A 15,062-nucleotide genomic window follows, 5' to 3' on the forward strand; every position below is an offset into this window, starting at 1 on the left:
CATGCGTTCCGCTCAGCCTGCAGCGGCCCAAACACAGGGATTTGCGGCCAGGGCGCTGTTGTGCCTCGAACTGCTGACCCTGGCGATCGGCGCGCTGCAGTTCGCCTTCGTGCCCAACTCGGTGAGCCGGCCCATGCTGGCCGCCGCTGCATTGGGCCTGCTCACGGTGAGCGTGCTGTTCGCGCGCATCGTGCCTGCTCTACAACGCCCACTTGCTCGCCAGCACAGTATCGATGTCGCTGCGCTGATTGTTTGTATCACTTTGTTTGCTATCGCCACCGGCGCGGCGCACAGCTTCATCGTGCCGCTTTATCTCATTCCGCTGGTCGGCGCCGCGCTCGCTTTCGGGCGCTGGTGGGTCGTGCTGCTATTGGCGGTGGTGATTGCGGCGATCGGCTTCCTGCTCGGCGCGCTTACGCCGGACGTTGCAATCGGTGGTCCTGAATTTGGCGTGCAGCTGCTTACCGTGCTGGCTCCCGGCGCGGCGGTGGCGCTGATCATTGCGGCGTTGATCGAACAAATGCACAGCGCCGTGCAGAGGATCAGCGATCTGGCGTCGACCGATGCGCTCACCGGCCTGTTGAACCTGCGTTCGTTCGAAGAAATCCTGCATCAGGAACATCGCAAGGCCGAACGGTTCGGCCGGCCGTACACCATCGTCGTGGTGGACGTGGACAACCTCGCTCACATCAACGAAACAATGGGCCACGAAGCGGGCAGCCAGATTCTGGGAGCGGTCGCCGCGGCCATCACTCGTTCCATTCGTGGCTCAGACGTAGCGGCCCGCTTGGGGGGCGACGAATTCGTGGTGCTGTTGGTCGAAGCGGATTCCGCCATGGGCGGCGCTATTGCCACGCGCATTCGTAACAATGTTTACGCTGGCACGGTCTCGGTGGCCAATCGGCTGATTCGCGCCAATGTGAATGTGGGGACGGCGAACTTCCCGGAGGATCATCTGTATCCCAAGGAGCTCATGATCCTCGCCGAGCAGAACATGCAGCAGGATCGCGCCCTGCGTCGCGCACCCGAATGATGTTTAGAGACGTTCTCTACCAGGCGGCGCCGAGCAGGATGGCGCGGACTCCCCAGATCAGGATGCCGAGGATCATCGAAAGCGTCGGCAGCGCCGTTAGCGCAAATCCAAGCGCGCGGCTCTTCGGATCGCGCACATAGGAAATCGCATAGATCGCTCGACCCAGCAGCCACACCACGCCCAAAGCCGCTGCCCACAGCGGACTGATGAAGCTGGCGAAGATCCACAGCGCCGGCAGAAAGATCACCAGCTGTTCCAGGGTGTTCATCTGCACCCGGAAATGGCGCTCGAACACCTCGTTGCCGCTGGTTGCCGGCGCCCGGATACCATAACGCGTGCGCGCCCTCGCGACTCTGAAGCCGAGCATGAAAAATTGTCCCAAGGCCAGGGCGGTCACGATGGCGACGAACGGCATAGCGGTCCCTCATTGAGGATGTTGTCGCTCGACTCCATATCGGACGTATCATGCCCGGCGGCGGGTCAGGCGACCGATGACACTAGCTTACTCGCCCCGCGCTACGAGGACCTCAACATGACCGGATTCTTTTTGCGCGCCGCTATCGTCGCCCTCGGGCTGTGGCTGGCCACTCAAATTTTCGGCGGGCTGAATTTCGACAGCCCGTTCACGCTACTTGCGGCGGCCGTCCTGCTCGGCATCGTCAACGCCATCGTCCGACCGATCGCCGTGATCCTCACCCTGCCGCTCACCTTGCTGTCTCTCGGTTTGTTCCTGCTGGTGATCAACGCCGGCATGCTTGGCCTGGTGGCGCTGCTGTTGAGCGGCTTCACCATCAGCAGCTTCTGGACCGCCCTCGGCGCTTCTCTGATCGTCAGCATCACCTCGTGGCTCGCCTCCGGCATGATCGCGAACAGCGGTCGCGTCGAGGTGATTACGATGAAGAAATGAACTTACTCCTCAGCCGCGCGAGGGCGCGGCTGAGGGAGAGTATCCGCACTCAAGCAGTGGGGTTGAGCGCCCCCTGACGGGCGACGCGATACAGGATCCAGCCCATCAAGGCGAATATCGCCAACCCGAACCACTCGATCAGACCCGGCCCGAAGCGGACAGCTTCAGGCAGCGCGAGCACATCTGACTGACCGGTGGAAACGATCGGAATCGCGATAAGAATTCCCATCAGCGCTTCACCCGTGATCAATCCGGCCGAGAACAACACACCCTTACGGTGAACGCGTTCCGCCGCAGCGGGATCGTTGTGGACGCCAGCCGCGCGCTCGACCAGATGCGCCAGCAGACCGCCAAGGAAAATGGGCACAGTGAGGTCGAGCGGCAAATAGATACCGACGGCAGCTGCGAGCACCGGCGTCCGAAACGTCGCGCCACGCTTCTTCAGGATCTCATCGCAGATGATGATGGCCGCGCCAATGGCGACGCCGATCCAAATCAGATCCCAGGGCAGCTCCCCACCAAACAAGCCCTTGGCCACCGAGGCCATCAACGTAGCCTGCGGCGCCAGCAAAGGCTCGGGATGCTCCGGCGTGGGAACGCCAATGCCGTAAGCCTTGGCCAGCAGGTTGAGCACCGGCGCCATGACAAGCGCGCACGACATCGCGCCGATAGCCAACATCACCTGCTGACGCCACGGCGTCGCGCCGACTATGTAACCGCACTTGAGATCCTGCAGATTGTCGCCGGCCACCGCAGCCGCACAGCAAACAACAGCACCGATCACGATGGCGGCTACCGGCCCCAGCGGTGCATTGCTCCCCATCAGCACCGCCAGCACCAGCGAAGCAAACAAAATCGTGCCGATGGTGATGCCCGAGACCGGATTGTTCGACGAGCCCACCAGGCCCGCCATGTATGCCGACACCGAGCTGAACAGAAAGCCGGCGACGATCATGATGATGGTCATGGGCACCGACACGCCGAAGTCTTGCACGATGGCGTGATACAGACCGGCCAGCGGCAGGGTGAAGGCGATCAGACCCACCAGCACCGCCTTCATCGGCAGATCTCGTTCAGTTTCGGCGACAACCTTCGCCGCACCAGCGCGCGCCGCTTCCAAACCGCTGCGCACGCCCGACATCAATGAACTGCGTAACGAGATCAGCGTCCACACGCCACCAACGAGCATCGCGCCGACGCCGAGATAACGAATCTCCGCGCTCCAGATCGCACCGGCCGCATCTTCGGCGCTCGCGCCAGCCAGTCGCGCAGCGAGGTCGGGATTCCCGTCGAGGAAGAAAGCGCTGTAAATCGGAATGGCAATGTTCCAAGACAGGATGCCGCCACCCACGACCACGATGCCGATGTTCAAGCCGACGATGTAACCCACACCGAGCAGCGCCGGCGACAGGTTGGTACCCATGTACGCAATGCCTTTGCCCACGAAGCTGCCGAACGCCGCCGAATCCGGCACCAGTCGCAGGCCGCTAGCAGCAATCAGCTTGCCGAGGCCGCCGATTCCCGACGCCGCGGCCAGCACACGAATGCCGCTCGCCGGATTCTCACCGGCTTTCAACACTTCAGCCGCGGCCTTGCCTTCTGGGAACGCGAGCTGCTGATCCACGATCAGGGAACGACGCAACGGCACCGAGAACAGCACACCGAGTACGCCACCGAGACCGGCAATCGCCAGCACCCACCAGTATTTGAAATCGGTCCAGTGGCCGAGGATCACCAGCGCCGGCACGGTAAAGATCACACCGGCGGCGATGGACGACCCGGCCGAAGCACCGGTCTGAACGATGTTGTTCTCGAGGATGTGACCGCCACCGAGCAGACGTAACACGGCCATCGAGACCACCGCGGCAGGAATCGCCGTGGCGATCGTGAGGCCCGCGAAAAGGCCCAGGTACGTGTTGGCAGCCGCGAGAATCATCGCGAGCACGATCGACAAAATGATGGCGCGCGCAGTCAGCTGCGGCGCCGCTTGAGTCGCAGGTGTGTTCATTGGATTACCAGCCGCAGCTTTGGCCCTTGTTCTGTTCTTCCAGCCACGCGAGCAGCGGCGCGAAATATTCCGTAATCGCCGAAGCATCCATTTCGCGAGTGCCCGTCAACTTCTCCAGCGTGTCCTGCCACGGCTGGCTCTGGCCCAACGCCAGCATGTCACGGAAGCGCTGACCGGCTTCCTTGTTGTCGTAGATCGAGCATTCGTGCAGCGGGCCCTGGAAACCGGCCGCCTGACACAAAGCGCGATGGAACTGGAACTGCAGGATGTACGACAGGAAATAACGCGTGTACGGCGTGTTCGCAGGAATGTGATATTTCGCACCCGGATCGAAATCCTCTTCCGTGCGCGCAACGGGAGCCGCCACGCCTTGATACGTCTCGCGTAGTTTCCACCACGCCGCGTTGTATTCCTCCGGCTTGATCTCGCCCGCGAACACTTTCCAGCGCCACTCGTCGATCAGCTTGCCGAACGGCAGGAACGCCAGCTTGTCGAGCGCCAGGCGCATCTGCTGATTGATGGTCGCCTCGTTGCTGGGCTTCACCGCACCCGCCAGGCCGATCCGGTGCAGATACGCCGGCGTCATCGACAGATTCACCGTATCGCCGATGGCTTCATGGAAACCGTCGTGCGCGCCGCTTTGGAACAGGTACGGCTGATCCTTGTACGAAAGGTAATAAAACACGTGCCCAAGCTCGTGATACACCGTCATCAGATGTTCCTGAGTCGGCTCGATGCACTGTTTGATGCGAACGTCCTCGTTGCCATCCATGTGCCACGCGCTGGCGTGACATTGCACGTCGCGGTCACGCGGCTTGGCCAGCAGGGAACGTTCCCAGAACGTCTGCGGCAGCTTGGGGAACCCCAGAGAAACATAGAAGTTCTCGGCCGATTGCGTGATCCGCACCGGATCGTATTTTTGTTTCTCGAGCGCGGCAGTGACGTTCATGTCCGTGGCGCCGGGATAAGGCTCGACCAGCGGATAGATCTCGCCCCACTGTTGCGCCCACATGTTGCCGAGCAATTGCGCGGGAATCGGTTTGCCGGCCGGGACGCGCTGCTCGCCATAGGTCTTCTGCAGCTTGCCACGCACGTAACAATGCAATGAGCCGTACAGCGGCTTTACCTGATCCCACAGTCGCGATGCTTCTTTGGTGAACTCATCCGGCGGCATGTCGTAATTCGAGCGCCACATGGCGCCGAGATTGTCGAAGCCCAACTCGCGCGCGCCTTCATTCGCCAGCTCGACGAAACGCACGTAGTCCTTGCGAATCGGACGGGCGGTCGAATGCCAGCCGGTCCACGCTTCGGTGAGCTCGTCGTAGTTGCGGCTCCTGGCGAGGATGTCGGTCAGCTCAGTCTGGTCCTTACAGGACTCCGGTCCCTTGGGGCAGTACTTTGCAGCGCCGTACATACCCTCCATCTTCGACGTGAGCGCGGCAAGCTCCGCGCGCTTGGTCGCGTCTGTGGGCGCGGGCGCGGAGACGCCGAGTTTCAGCAACTGAATTGCGCGTGCGGCGGTCGGGTTCAGCTGCTCCGGCTTGTATGCTTTTGCCCGCTCGACCGCGCCGCTGAAGTATTCCAGCACGCGCTCGTTGGCCTTGGCATTCAAGAACTCCGTATCGGGATTGATGAAGGTCGCGTAAGCGTAGGCAGCCGCTGCCGCCTCGCGCGACAACTCCGCCAGTTCGCTGTTGAGTTGTTCCACGAATGCATCGGCGTTCTCAGCTTGAGTCGCCGCGGGCTCGGTCTTGCGCTCACAGCCGGCCACCGCAAGCACGGCCGCTACCGCCGTCGTCAGTCGCACGCAACGTCGAATCATGATTCTCTCCATGCGAGCCGACTATTTAACGCCTGCCATCATCTTGCGAATGAACGGCGTCAGCACCAGCAGTACCACGCCGGCGATGAAGCCCCACCAGAACAGATACAGGAACTGGCCCGGCATGCCGGGCAGGTTGTTCGGATCGATCTCGCCCGCGAACTGACCCGCAAGGTTGTTGCCAAGCGCGGTGGCCAGGAACCACAGGCCCATCACCTGGCCGACGAAGCGCGCCGGCGCGAGCTTGGTCATCGAGCTCAGGCCCACCGGGCTCAGGCACAGCTCGCCGAATGTATGCAGCAGATAGGTGAGGATCAGCCAGGTCGGCATCACCATCTCGCCGGCGACCACGTAACGCGCAGCCATGAACATCACCAGAAAGCCGAAGCCCATCAGGATCAGACCGACGGCGAATTTCGCCGGCGCCGAGGGATCCAGGTTGCGCCGGCCCAGGTTCACCCAGATCGCGGCGAACACCGGTGCGAACAGGATGATGAACATCGGGTTCACCGCTTGCAGCACGCCGGCGGGCATGTCCCAGCCGAACACGTTGCGATCGGTGTGACGATCGGCGAACAGATTGAACGAAGCGCCGGCCTGCTCGAAGCCGGCCCAGAACATGGCGCACGCGATGAACAGCGCGATCATCGCGACCACGCGCTTGCGCTCGTCGGTTTCGAGGCCGGCGAAAAACAGCAGATAAGCGAAGTAGCCCGCGGCCAGCGCGACCAGCGCCCAGTTCAGGCCTTCGGAAATGACGACGGGATCGGGCTGCATGTAGCCGAGCAATGCCGCCGCCATCAGCACCACCACGACCACGACGAAGCCGATGACCGGCGTCCAACTCGCGGGCTGACCCATGGGCACCACGCCCGAGGTGCCGAGATAATGTTTGGTGACCTGGAACTGCACCAGACCCAACAGCATGCCAATGGCGGGCAGGGCGAAGCCCGCGTTCCAGCCGAGCTCCTGCGCGGCGATCGGCACCAGCAGCGAGCCGAGGAAGGCGCCGGTGTTGATGCCCATGTAAAAGATGGAGAAGCCCGCATCGCGTCGCGAGCCGCCTTCCGGATACAGCTGCGCGACGATGGCGCTGATATTCGGCTTCAACAAGCCGACGCCGAGCACGATCACCATCAGGCCGATGAAGAACAGCTGCGTGTTGCCGGTGGCGAGGCAGCCGTTGCCGAGCATGATCATCACGCCGCCCCAGAACACCGCGCGCTGCTGGCCGATCAGCCGGTCGGCGATCCAGCCGCCGAGCAGGGACAACAGATACGTGCCGGAAATGTACAGACCATAGATGGCGCTGGCGGTGCGATCGTCCAGCCCGAGCCCGCCGTTGGCGATGGCCGCGGTCATGAACAGCACCAGAATGGCCCGCATGCCGTAGTACGTGAATCGCTCGAACGCTTCGGTGAAGAACAAGGTCATCAGTCCACGCGGATGACCGAAGACCTGCGGTCCGTGCGTGGAATCGCGCTCGATGCTTTCATTCATACGGGAAGAGTCCCTGCTGCGGCTCGAGATTTGAGCGGCTGTTGTTATGGACACGCCGCGAGCCGTCCCGGACGCGGGGACGGACAGAACCGGCGCGGGCTGTCAGACATGACAAACGTCATGGAGGCGCAGTCTCACCGAAGAATGCGCCGCGGGGCAAGCTTAAGAGCTCTCGGCAGCACGGTTTAACCTCGGTGTATACCGAGGTTCGAGCCGCTTCAGGCCGCGGCCGACTCGCCGTTTTTCTGCCGCTGCCTCAGTAGCAAACGCGAGCCCAGGATGCCGATTTCGTACAGCAGGTACATCGGCAACGCCATCATGGTCTGCGAGATCGCATCCGGCGGTGTGAGGAATGCGGCGACCACGAAGATCCCGAGCACCACGTAACCACGGTTCTTGCCCATCGCTTCGACGCTGACCATGCCGGTCGAGGCCAGCAACACGGTCGCGACCGGAATCTCGAACGCCACGCCGAATGCGAAAAACAGCAGCAGGACGAAGTCCAGATAGTTCTGCATGTCCGTCATCATTTGCACGCCGGCCGGTGCCGCCATGGTCAGGAAGGCGAACATCGCGGGGAACACGACGAAGTAGGCAAACGCCACGCCGCAGTAAAACAGCACGATGCTCGACAGCACCAGCGGCACGGCGAAGCGCTTTTCGTGGCGATACAAGCCAGGCGCGACGAATGCCCACGCTTGATAGAGCACATAAGGCATCGCGATGAACAACGCGATGAACAGCGCGAGCTTCAACGGTGCGAGCACCGGCGACACCACGCTGGTGGCAATCATCGACGTGCCGGCCGGCATTCTCGCGATCAGCGGGGTCGCGACCAGCGTGAACAGCTTGTTGGAGAACACCGCGCACGGAACAAACATGACGGCGACGGCAATCACGGCACGCAGCAACCGGTCGCGCAATTCGACCAGATGCGAAATCAGCGAGCCTTCGGCTAAATCTTCGCGCTCCTCAGCACTCATGCGCGAACTCACTTGACCGCTTTGTCGGGAGGCGTCTCGGCTGCCGATTGAGGCGGCGGCTCCATCCCTGAAACCATGGTCTGCAGATCGAGTCCGGAAGCATTGTGGGGTGTGTCGCTGGCGGCAGGTTGCTCGCTCGTCGCGGCGGGAGCCGAATCAGTGGCCTCGGCGGTCTGGGTCGGCGACGGTTCGTCGGTCGGCGCAGTCGAGGCGGGTTCGCTGGTGGAGGGCGGCGCCTGCATGGGCCGTGACTTGGTCATCTCATCGAGCGTGACTTCCTGTTCCAGCTGGGTGCGCAGCTGGCGAGCCATGGCCCGGGCACGGCCAGTCCAGCGGCCGACCTTCTCGGCCAGGCCGGGCAGCTTTTCAGGCCCCAGCACCAATAGCGCCAGGCCCATGATCAGTACGATCTCGGTGAAACCGACTTCGAACATCGGGACGCTTCGATCAGAGCATCAAGCGTTGGAGGACTTGCTGCCGGTCTTGTCCGCGGTGGTATTGAAGTCTGCGTCCTTCTGGGGCGAGTTGAGCTGCTGCGTCTCCTTGTCGTCCTCGGCGTCCATGGCTTTCCGGAAGCCCTTGACCGCGCCACCCAGATCCGAGCCGATCGTCTTCAACCGCTTGGCGCCGAAGATCAGCAGCGCAATGGCGAGGATGATCAGAAGTTCTTTGAAACCGATGCCCATTCCACTCTCCCGCTTCGCAAAGCCGCCGGATCATACGCCAAAAGCAGGTAACGACGTGGCGGCGGAACTGGAAAACTCTAGCCTTATCCTGCGAAAAAAGCCTGCTGGCTCGACCTGACCGGTCAGTTCTGGCCCGGCGGCACCTGCAACCAGAAAGTCACCGGCCCGTCGTTGGTCAGGCTGACCTGCATGTTGGCGCCAAACTCTCCGGTTTGGACCGCGCCCAGCCGCGCACGTGCCCGCTGCACCAGATAATCGAACAATCGCCGGCCTTCCTCGGGGGCGGCCGCCGGGCTGAAGCCGGGCCGGGTGCCACTACGCGTATCCGCCGCCAGTGTGAATTGCGAGACCAGCATTAGCTGTCCGCCAATGTCCTGCAGACTGCGATTCATTCGCCCTTCGGCATCGGGGAAAACGCGGTAGGTGCATAGCCGTTCCAGCAGCCGGTCGGCCTGCGCTTCGCTGTCGCCGCGCTCCACGCCCACCAAAACCAGCAGTCCAGCCTGGATCGCTCCGACCTGGTGGCCGGAGACATGCACTTCGGCGTGAGTGACGCGCTGGAGCAGGCCGATCATGGCAAACCGTGAGTGAGCTGGGTGCGGCAGGATAGCGGAGGCTGGAGTAAGGTTGATGAAGTTTGCGTCACTGCCGTGTTTTGCCACCCGGGCCGGATGAGGAGGCATACGTTAAGCGCATGTTTCCACTTAGCCGCAGATTTTCTAACCTTCATCGTGGGCACGCTCGGACTGAAGAGCAGGGAAGGTTTGTACGTCGTATGCTGACACGGGCTGGGTGTGGGTGGGAAAAAATGACCGCCTAACCCGCAGAACACCGGAGCGTGTGGGTCAGCGCGTTACGATCACGGCGAAAACCAAGCGAATATGGCGGCCTCGAGCGTCTCGGTAGCGCTCGGCCATCGCCCGGTCTCAGTCATCCAACCTGCTGAACCGTCAAACAAACTTCCCGCCATTGTCATCCGTCGGTCATGTCCCGGCCCGAGGCTGCGCGCAACCACAGCCTCGCCGCAGGGAGGTGAGCCATGAGCCCGACTCCGAGCCGACCGGGTGGCCCGACCCCCGTTCTGCGCTTCCGAAGTGTTTTTATCTCCGACGTGCATTTGGGGTTCCGCGGCTGTAGCGCGGACTACCTGCTCGACTTCCTGCACTCGATCCAAACCGACAACCTTTATCTGGTCGGCGACATCATCGATCTGTGGAGCCTGAAGCGGGCGTTCTTCTGGCCGCAGGAGCACAACAACGTCATCCGCACCATCCTTGGCAAAGCCAAGGCAGGCACCCGGGTCATCTACATCCCCGGCAATCACGACAGCGTGTTCCGCGACTACGCGGGCATGGTGTTCGGCAACGTCGAGATCCATCGCGAGATCGTGCACGAGAACGTCGATGGGCGGCGCTTCCTGGTGTTGCACGGAGATGAATTCGACAGCGTCATCAAGGCGAGCCCGCTGCTCGAAGCGCTGGGCAATCGGGCGTATGCCTTCATCCTGCGCCTGAACCGCTATGTGAATTTCTTCCGGCGCCGTTTCGGGTTCCCGTACTGGTCCATCGCTGCGTTCCTCAAACACAAAGTGAAGAACGCGGTGAACTACATCTCCAACTTCGAGCGCGCGCTGGCGGATGAAGCCAAGCGCCGCAATCTCGACGGCGTCATCTGCGGCCACATTCACCGCGCCGAAATCGCCGATATCGGCGGCATCACCTATTGCAACGACGGCGACTGGGTCGAGAGCTGCACCGTGCTTACCGAAGACGACCAAGGTCGCATGGCGCTGCTGCGCTGGACCGAGCAGCAACAGGTGGTCGCGCATACTGAGGTGGTGCCGTTGCCTATCGGACAGGCGGCGTGAAGATCGCGATCGTTACGGATGCGTGGCGACCTCAGACCAACGGAGTCGTCAAAACGTTGAGCACTACGGCCGACGGGCTGCGCGCCCTGGGGCACGTGGTGCATATCATCGAGCCGAATCAGTTCAGAACGTTTCCTTGTCCGACGTATCCCGAAATCCGGCTCGCGTGGCTGCCTTACGGCCGGCTGTCCGGGTTGCTGGAGGAGTTCGGGCCCGACGCGATTCATATCGCAACCGAGGGAACATTGGGTGCGGCCGCACGGAAATGGTGTTTGCGACAAAGGTTGCCTTTCACCACGTCCTATCACACGCAGTTCCCCGAATATCTCCGTGCTCGCGCACCCATTCCCCTGGCGTTGAGCTATGCGCATTTGCGGCGTTTCCATTCGGCCGCTGCGCGGACGATGGTGGCTACCCCGACCATGCAACGGCTGCTCGAATCGCGCGGGTTCAGAAATATCGTGCGCTGGACGCGGGGCGTGGATGTTTCTTTGTTCAAGCCGCGTGACAAAAGCTTTCTCGATTTCCCCCGGCCCATTGCGATGTACGTGGGCCGCGTTGCCGTAGAGAAAAACATCGAGGCGTTCTTACGGCTCGATCTGCCCGGCACCAAAGTCATCGTCGGCGATGGCCCCGCTCGCTCCGATCTGCAGGCGCGCTATCCAACGGCTAAATTCGTTGGCTACAAATATGGCGAACAACTCGCAGCGCATGTCGCGGCGGCCGACGTGTTCGTCTTTCCCAGCCGGACTGACACGTTTGGATTGGTGCTGCTCGAAGCGATGGCCTGCGGCGTGCCGGTGGCCGCCTATCCCGTCACCGGCCCGATCGACGTCGTCAATCAAGGCGTCACCGGCGTACTCGACGAAGATCTTCGCACCGCTACGCTAGCTGCCCTCACGCTCGACCCGACTCAATGCCGCGCCCACGCCCTCGCCAACACGTGGGAGACAGCTACACGCCAGTTTCTCTCGCACCTCGCTCCGAGGGCGGCAGCGGCAACTGCTGCCGAGTCCGCGCTCGACTCCGCTTAGCGAACGCCCTGCGCTCGAAGCTCGGCTTCGCGAGCCTGGACATTCTTTCCGCGAGCACGGAGCGATTCGGCAATCAAAGACCAAGCGGCCGAGTTTGCGCGAGGCGCGTTGACGGACATTGAAGCCGCCTTGCGACCCATGTTCTCCGCCTGGACGTAGTTGCCTTCCGCCTGCCGTACCTTGCCCAGCTCGATCCAAAGCAGAGGATTGCCGGGCTCGATGCGCAGGGCGCGTTCGATCGAAGACGCAGCGACGGGATAGTTCTTCGACTGCAGCTGAATCTGCGCCTGGTTCACGAGCGCACGGGAAGCAGGGCTCAAGGTCGGCTCGCGAACCACCGGTGCGGGCACGGGCTCGGGCACTTCGGTGGGTTGCTCGGGCGGCGGCGCCGGGTGGGTCTGAACCGGTGGCTCTTGCGGAGGAGGAACGGGAGCCGGAGGCGCCGGGGCACGATACGGCGGAGGGACTGCACACGCCGACACAGCAATGGCAGTCACCAGCAGAGAAGTTTTACGCAGCCAGGTTGTCACAAGCGTTTAGACCGTCGCCAATCGAAAAAGTGTTCGTCGCTCGGGCATGAACCGATTCAGCATTCGCCCCAATGTTCAGCGTCACTGGCGCGTGATGCCGCGCCACCACTCCCTGGCCCGCTCGCCAAATTCGCCGAAAACGTTGGTTTCACAGGCCGGCTGCATCGGCAGCGTCGTGCCCTTGGGAACAGCGATCGCGATCGGCTCCTCGCCACAGTCCGGCCGGGCCGCAAGGCCGGTAGGGAATTCTATCCAAGTTTCCTCCAGGCTTTCCGGCAACGGCGCACTCCAGGAAGTTGTTCCCAGGTTGGCCATGAGCCGCGACCACACGGCCAGCGAGCCTGACGATCCGGTGAGCCCGGTCGGCGTGTTGTCGTCGTGGCCGATCCACACCACGGCGAGATGCTGACCGGAGAAGCCCGCGAACCAGCTGTCACGATAATCCGAAGAAGTGCCCGACTTGCCGGCCACCACGATATCCGGCGGAATCACCGCCCGTGCACTCCGGCCGCTGCCGTGCTCCATGACTTCGACCATCATGCGATTGACCTGATACACCGCGTCCGGGCTCGCCACCGGCGTGACTTCGAGCGCGAACGACTTCAGCGGCTCACCTTCCGCATCCACCACCGCGCGCACGGCGCGAAGCGGCGTGCTGAAGCCGCCGTTGGCGAATGCGTTGTACAACTGCGCCACCTCCAGCGGCGAAACATCCAGCGAGCCGAGCAGCACCGACGGCAGTTGCGGCGGCTCTCTTTCCAAACCGAGCGCCACGAACTCGCGCGTCACCTTCGGCAGCCCGACCGACAAGCCGAGATTCACGGTCGCGAGATTCATCGATTGCGCCAGCGCACGCACCAGCGGCACCGGACCGTAGTACTGCTCGGAAATATTCTTTGGCTCCCACACCTGGCCGTTGGAAAGCTTCACCGACACCGGGCCGTCCTCGATCACCGAGGCGGCGTGATACTGACCGCTTTCGATCGCCGCCAGGTAGATCACCGGCTTGACCAGCGAGCCGATGGAACGCTTGGCGTCCAGCGCACGGTTGAAGCCCGCGAAGTTGGCCTGGCGCCCGCCGACCATCGCGATCACTTCGCCATTCTGAGGCGCGGTGACCACGACCACGCCTTCCAGCGGCGTCTTGGATTTCTGCTTGCGGGTCTTATCGAGCCGATTGAGCTCCAGCGTGAGCGCTTCTTCGGCCTGCGTCTGCACAGTCGGATCGAGCGTCGAGAAAATGCGCAGGCCTGCTTCGGTGAGGTCCTCCTCGCGATAGTCACGTCGCAGGGTACGACGCACCAGATCGAGGAACGCCGGGTAATAACCACCGCCGGCCTGCGTGCCCGAGCTCACGATGCCGAGCGGACGCTTGGCCGCCTTCTGCGCCATGGCTGGATCGATGACGCCGTGCTCGCCCATCAACTTCAACACCAGATCGCGACGCTCGCGCGCGCGCTTCGGGTGCCGCCGCGGATCGTAATATGACGGCCCGCGCACGATCGCCACCAGCAGCGCGACTTCATGCAGCTGCAGCTCGGCCAAAGGTTTGCCGAAATAAAACTGGCTGGCGAGGCCAAAGCCGTGAATCGCGCGTCGGCCATCCTGGCCGAGATAAATCTCGTTGATGTACGCGTTCATCAGGTCCTGCTTGCTGAAGTGCACCTCCAGCAGCATGGCCATGATGGCTTCCTCGATCTTGCGGCTCAGCGTGCGGCGGTTGTCGAGGAAGTAACTCTTCACCAGCTGTTGGGTGAGCGTCGAGCCGCCTTGCTCGATCTGGCCGGCGCGCAGGTTCACGAACGCCGCGCGCAGGATGGCGGATGGGTTCACGCCCCAATGCGTATCGAACTTGCGATCTTCGACCACCTTCAGCGCGGCCGGCAGCAACGTCGAAACTTCCTCGGGCGTTACCACCACGCGGTCTTCGCCGTGAATGGGAAAGATGCTGCCGATCAGCAGCGGGTCGAGGCGGAAGATCGGCACTTCCTCGTTGCGACCGTTGCGCATGTCGGCGATAGCGTTGCCACTGGTGCTGATGGTCAGCAGTTGCGGCTCCTGCAGGGCATCCCAGAACTGAAAGCGACGATTGATCAGATCGACCCGGGAGCCGCGACGGCTGTAGCTGCCCGGCTGCTGCGGCTTCTCGACGCGTTGATAGCCGAGCCGCTTCAGCTCCTCCTCGAGCGTTTCGGCGCTGAACGCCTGGCCGACGTACAACTCGGTCGGCTGGGCGTAGACCTGCGCCGGCAAGGTCCAGCGTCGGCCCTCGAACTGACTGGTGATCTTGCGATCGAGCGTGAACACCCACACGGTGAAGCCAATCAGCGCTATGCCGAAGGCCAGGGCCACGCCCGCGAAGATCTGCTTCCGGTATCTTTTCAGTGCTCTCATCTCGACTCTGTGTCGTCACTGCTACGGCTGCCGCCGTCAAACATGCGGCAGAATTCGGGCAAAACCGTGGCAACTTGCGGCTGCCGCCGGTCCACCGGTCTGGGCCACGCATGCTACCTTGCCGGCGGCCCCCATGCCCCCTGGCCGCCCAGCATTGGACCGTTCATACCGGGATTCGTTGGCCACCGAGAGCAGATCGGCTACTGGCCGATGTAGCGGCGCGCGGGCGCAGATCGGCAGGCAGGCCCAGGCTCTTTCGGCGCGACTGTACAATCTGATTCTCACTTCGGCGCTCGGC

The 15,062-nt window shown here is 62.6% G+C and carries 14 protein-coding genes; 4 read left to right on the top strand and 10 right to left on the bottom strand.

The features are described from left to right. Position 1 precedes the first annotated feature (1 nt). The gene (locus JM946_RS05215; protein ID WP_203166072.1) at positions 2–1,033 is read left to right on the top strand and encodes a GGDEF domain-containing protein; all 1,032 of its coding nucleotides are present in this window, start codon (positions 2–4) and stop codon (positions 1,031–1,033) included. Positions 1,034–1,049: 16 nt separating this feature from the next. Here JM946_RS05215 and JM946_RS05220 read toward each other — a convergent pair whose 3' ends face one another. Beyond that, positions 1,050–1,448, bottom strand: a complete 399-nt coding sequence (locus JM946_RS05220) for an MAPEG family protein (protein ID WP_203166073.1) — start codon at positions 1,446–1,448, stop codon at positions 1,050–1,052. 18 nt (positions 1,449–1,466) lie between these two features. On the opposite strand from JM946_RS05220, the gene JM946_RS05225 reads away from it, so the two are divergent. After that, positions 1,467–1,940: a phage holin family protein gene (locus JM946_RS05225; protein ID WP_218042590.1), complete on the top strand. Its 474-nt coding sequence runs from the start codon at positions 1,467–1,469 to the stop codon at positions 1,938–1,940. A gap of 49 nt (positions 1,941–1,989) precedes the next feature. On the opposite strand, the gene JM946_RS05230 is transcribed toward JM946_RS05225, so the two are convergent. From JM946_RS05230 to dtd, 7 genes are all read right to left on the bottom strand, one after another. Next, entirely contained in the window at positions 1,990–3,948 is a 1,959-nt protein-coding gene (locus JM946_RS05230) for an OPT family oligopeptide transporter (protein WP_203166075.1), read from the bottom strand. A 4-nt stretch (positions 3,949–3,952) separates the two neighbouring features. Beyond that, on the bottom strand, positions 3,953–5,770 hold the full coding sequence (locus JM946_RS05235) for a M2 family metallopeptidase (protein ID WP_203166076.1): 1,818 nt from the start codon (positions 5,768–5,770) through the stop codon (positions 3,953–3,955). A gap of 21 nt (positions 5,771–5,791) precedes the next feature. Further along, positions 5,792–7,270, bottom strand: coding sequence for a peptide MFS transporter (locus JM946_RS05240; RefSeq protein ID WP_203166077.1), 1,479 nt, complete (start codon positions 7,268–7,270; stop codon positions 5,792–5,794). Positions 7,271–7,488: 218 nt separating this feature from the next. Then, a complete protein-coding gene (gene tatC / locus JM946_RS05245; RefSeq protein WP_203166078.1) occupies positions 7,489–8,253 on the bottom strand; it encodes a twin-arginine translocase subunit TatC in 765 nt (254 codons plus the stop codon). An 8-nt stretch (positions 8,254–8,261) separates the two neighbouring features. Then, complete coding sequence (gene tatB, locus JM946_RS05250) at positions 8,262–8,687, bottom strand: Sec-independent protein translocase protein TatB (protein ID WP_203166079.1); 426 nt, start codon at positions 8,685–8,687, stop codon at positions 8,262–8,264. 21 nt (positions 8,688–8,708) lie between these two features. Further along, on the bottom strand, positions 8,709–8,939 hold the full coding sequence (tatA, locus tag JM946_RS05255; protein WP_203166080.1) for a twin-arginine translocase TatA/TatE family subunit: 231 nt from the start codon (positions 8,937–8,939) through the stop codon (positions 8,709–8,711). A 122-nt stretch (positions 8,940–9,061) separates the two neighbouring features. After that, on the bottom strand, positions 9,062–9,514 hold the full coding sequence (gene dtd, locus JM946_RS05260) for a D-aminoacyl-tRNA deacylase (RefSeq protein ID WP_203166081.1): 453 nt from the start codon (positions 9,512–9,514) through the stop codon (positions 9,062–9,064). Positions 9,515–9,978: 464 nt separating this feature from the next. Here dtd and JM946_RS05265 point away from each other — a divergent pair, with 464 nt between their 5' ends. Continuing rightward, on the top strand, positions 9,979–10,806 hold the full coding sequence (locus JM946_RS05265) for a UDP-2,3-diacylglucosamine diphosphatase (RefSeq protein WP_230979449.1): 828 nt from the start codon (positions 9,979–9,981) through the stop codon (positions 10,804–10,806). Further along, entirely contained in the window at positions 10,803–11,840 is a 1,038-nt protein-coding gene (locus JM946_RS05270; protein WP_203166082.1) for a glycosyltransferase family 4 protein, read from the top strand. The genes JM946_RS05265 and JM946_RS05270 overlap by 4 nt, the downstream gene beginning before the upstream one ends. Here JM946_RS05270 and JM946_RS05275 read toward each other — a convergent pair. Then, complete coding sequence (locus JM946_RS05275; RefSeq protein WP_218042592.1) at positions 11,837–12,202, bottom strand: tetratricopeptide repeat protein; 366 nt, start codon at positions 12,200–12,202, stop codon at positions 11,837–11,839. The genes JM946_RS05270 and JM946_RS05275 overlap by 4 nt on opposite strands. Before the next feature lie 249 nt (positions 12,203–12,451). After that, entirely contained in the window at positions 12,452–14,764 is a 2,313-nt protein-coding gene (gene mrcB, locus JM946_RS05280; protein WP_203166084.1) for a penicillin-binding protein 1B, read from the bottom strand. Positions 14,765–15,062 lie beyond the last annotated feature (298 nt).

The sequence above is a fragment of the Steroidobacter gossypii genome (genome assembly GCF_016801985.1).
GTDB classification, from domain to species: domain Bacteria; phylum Pseudomonadota; class Gammaproteobacteria; order Steroidobacterales; family Steroidobacteraceae; genus Steroidobacter; species Steroidobacter gossypii.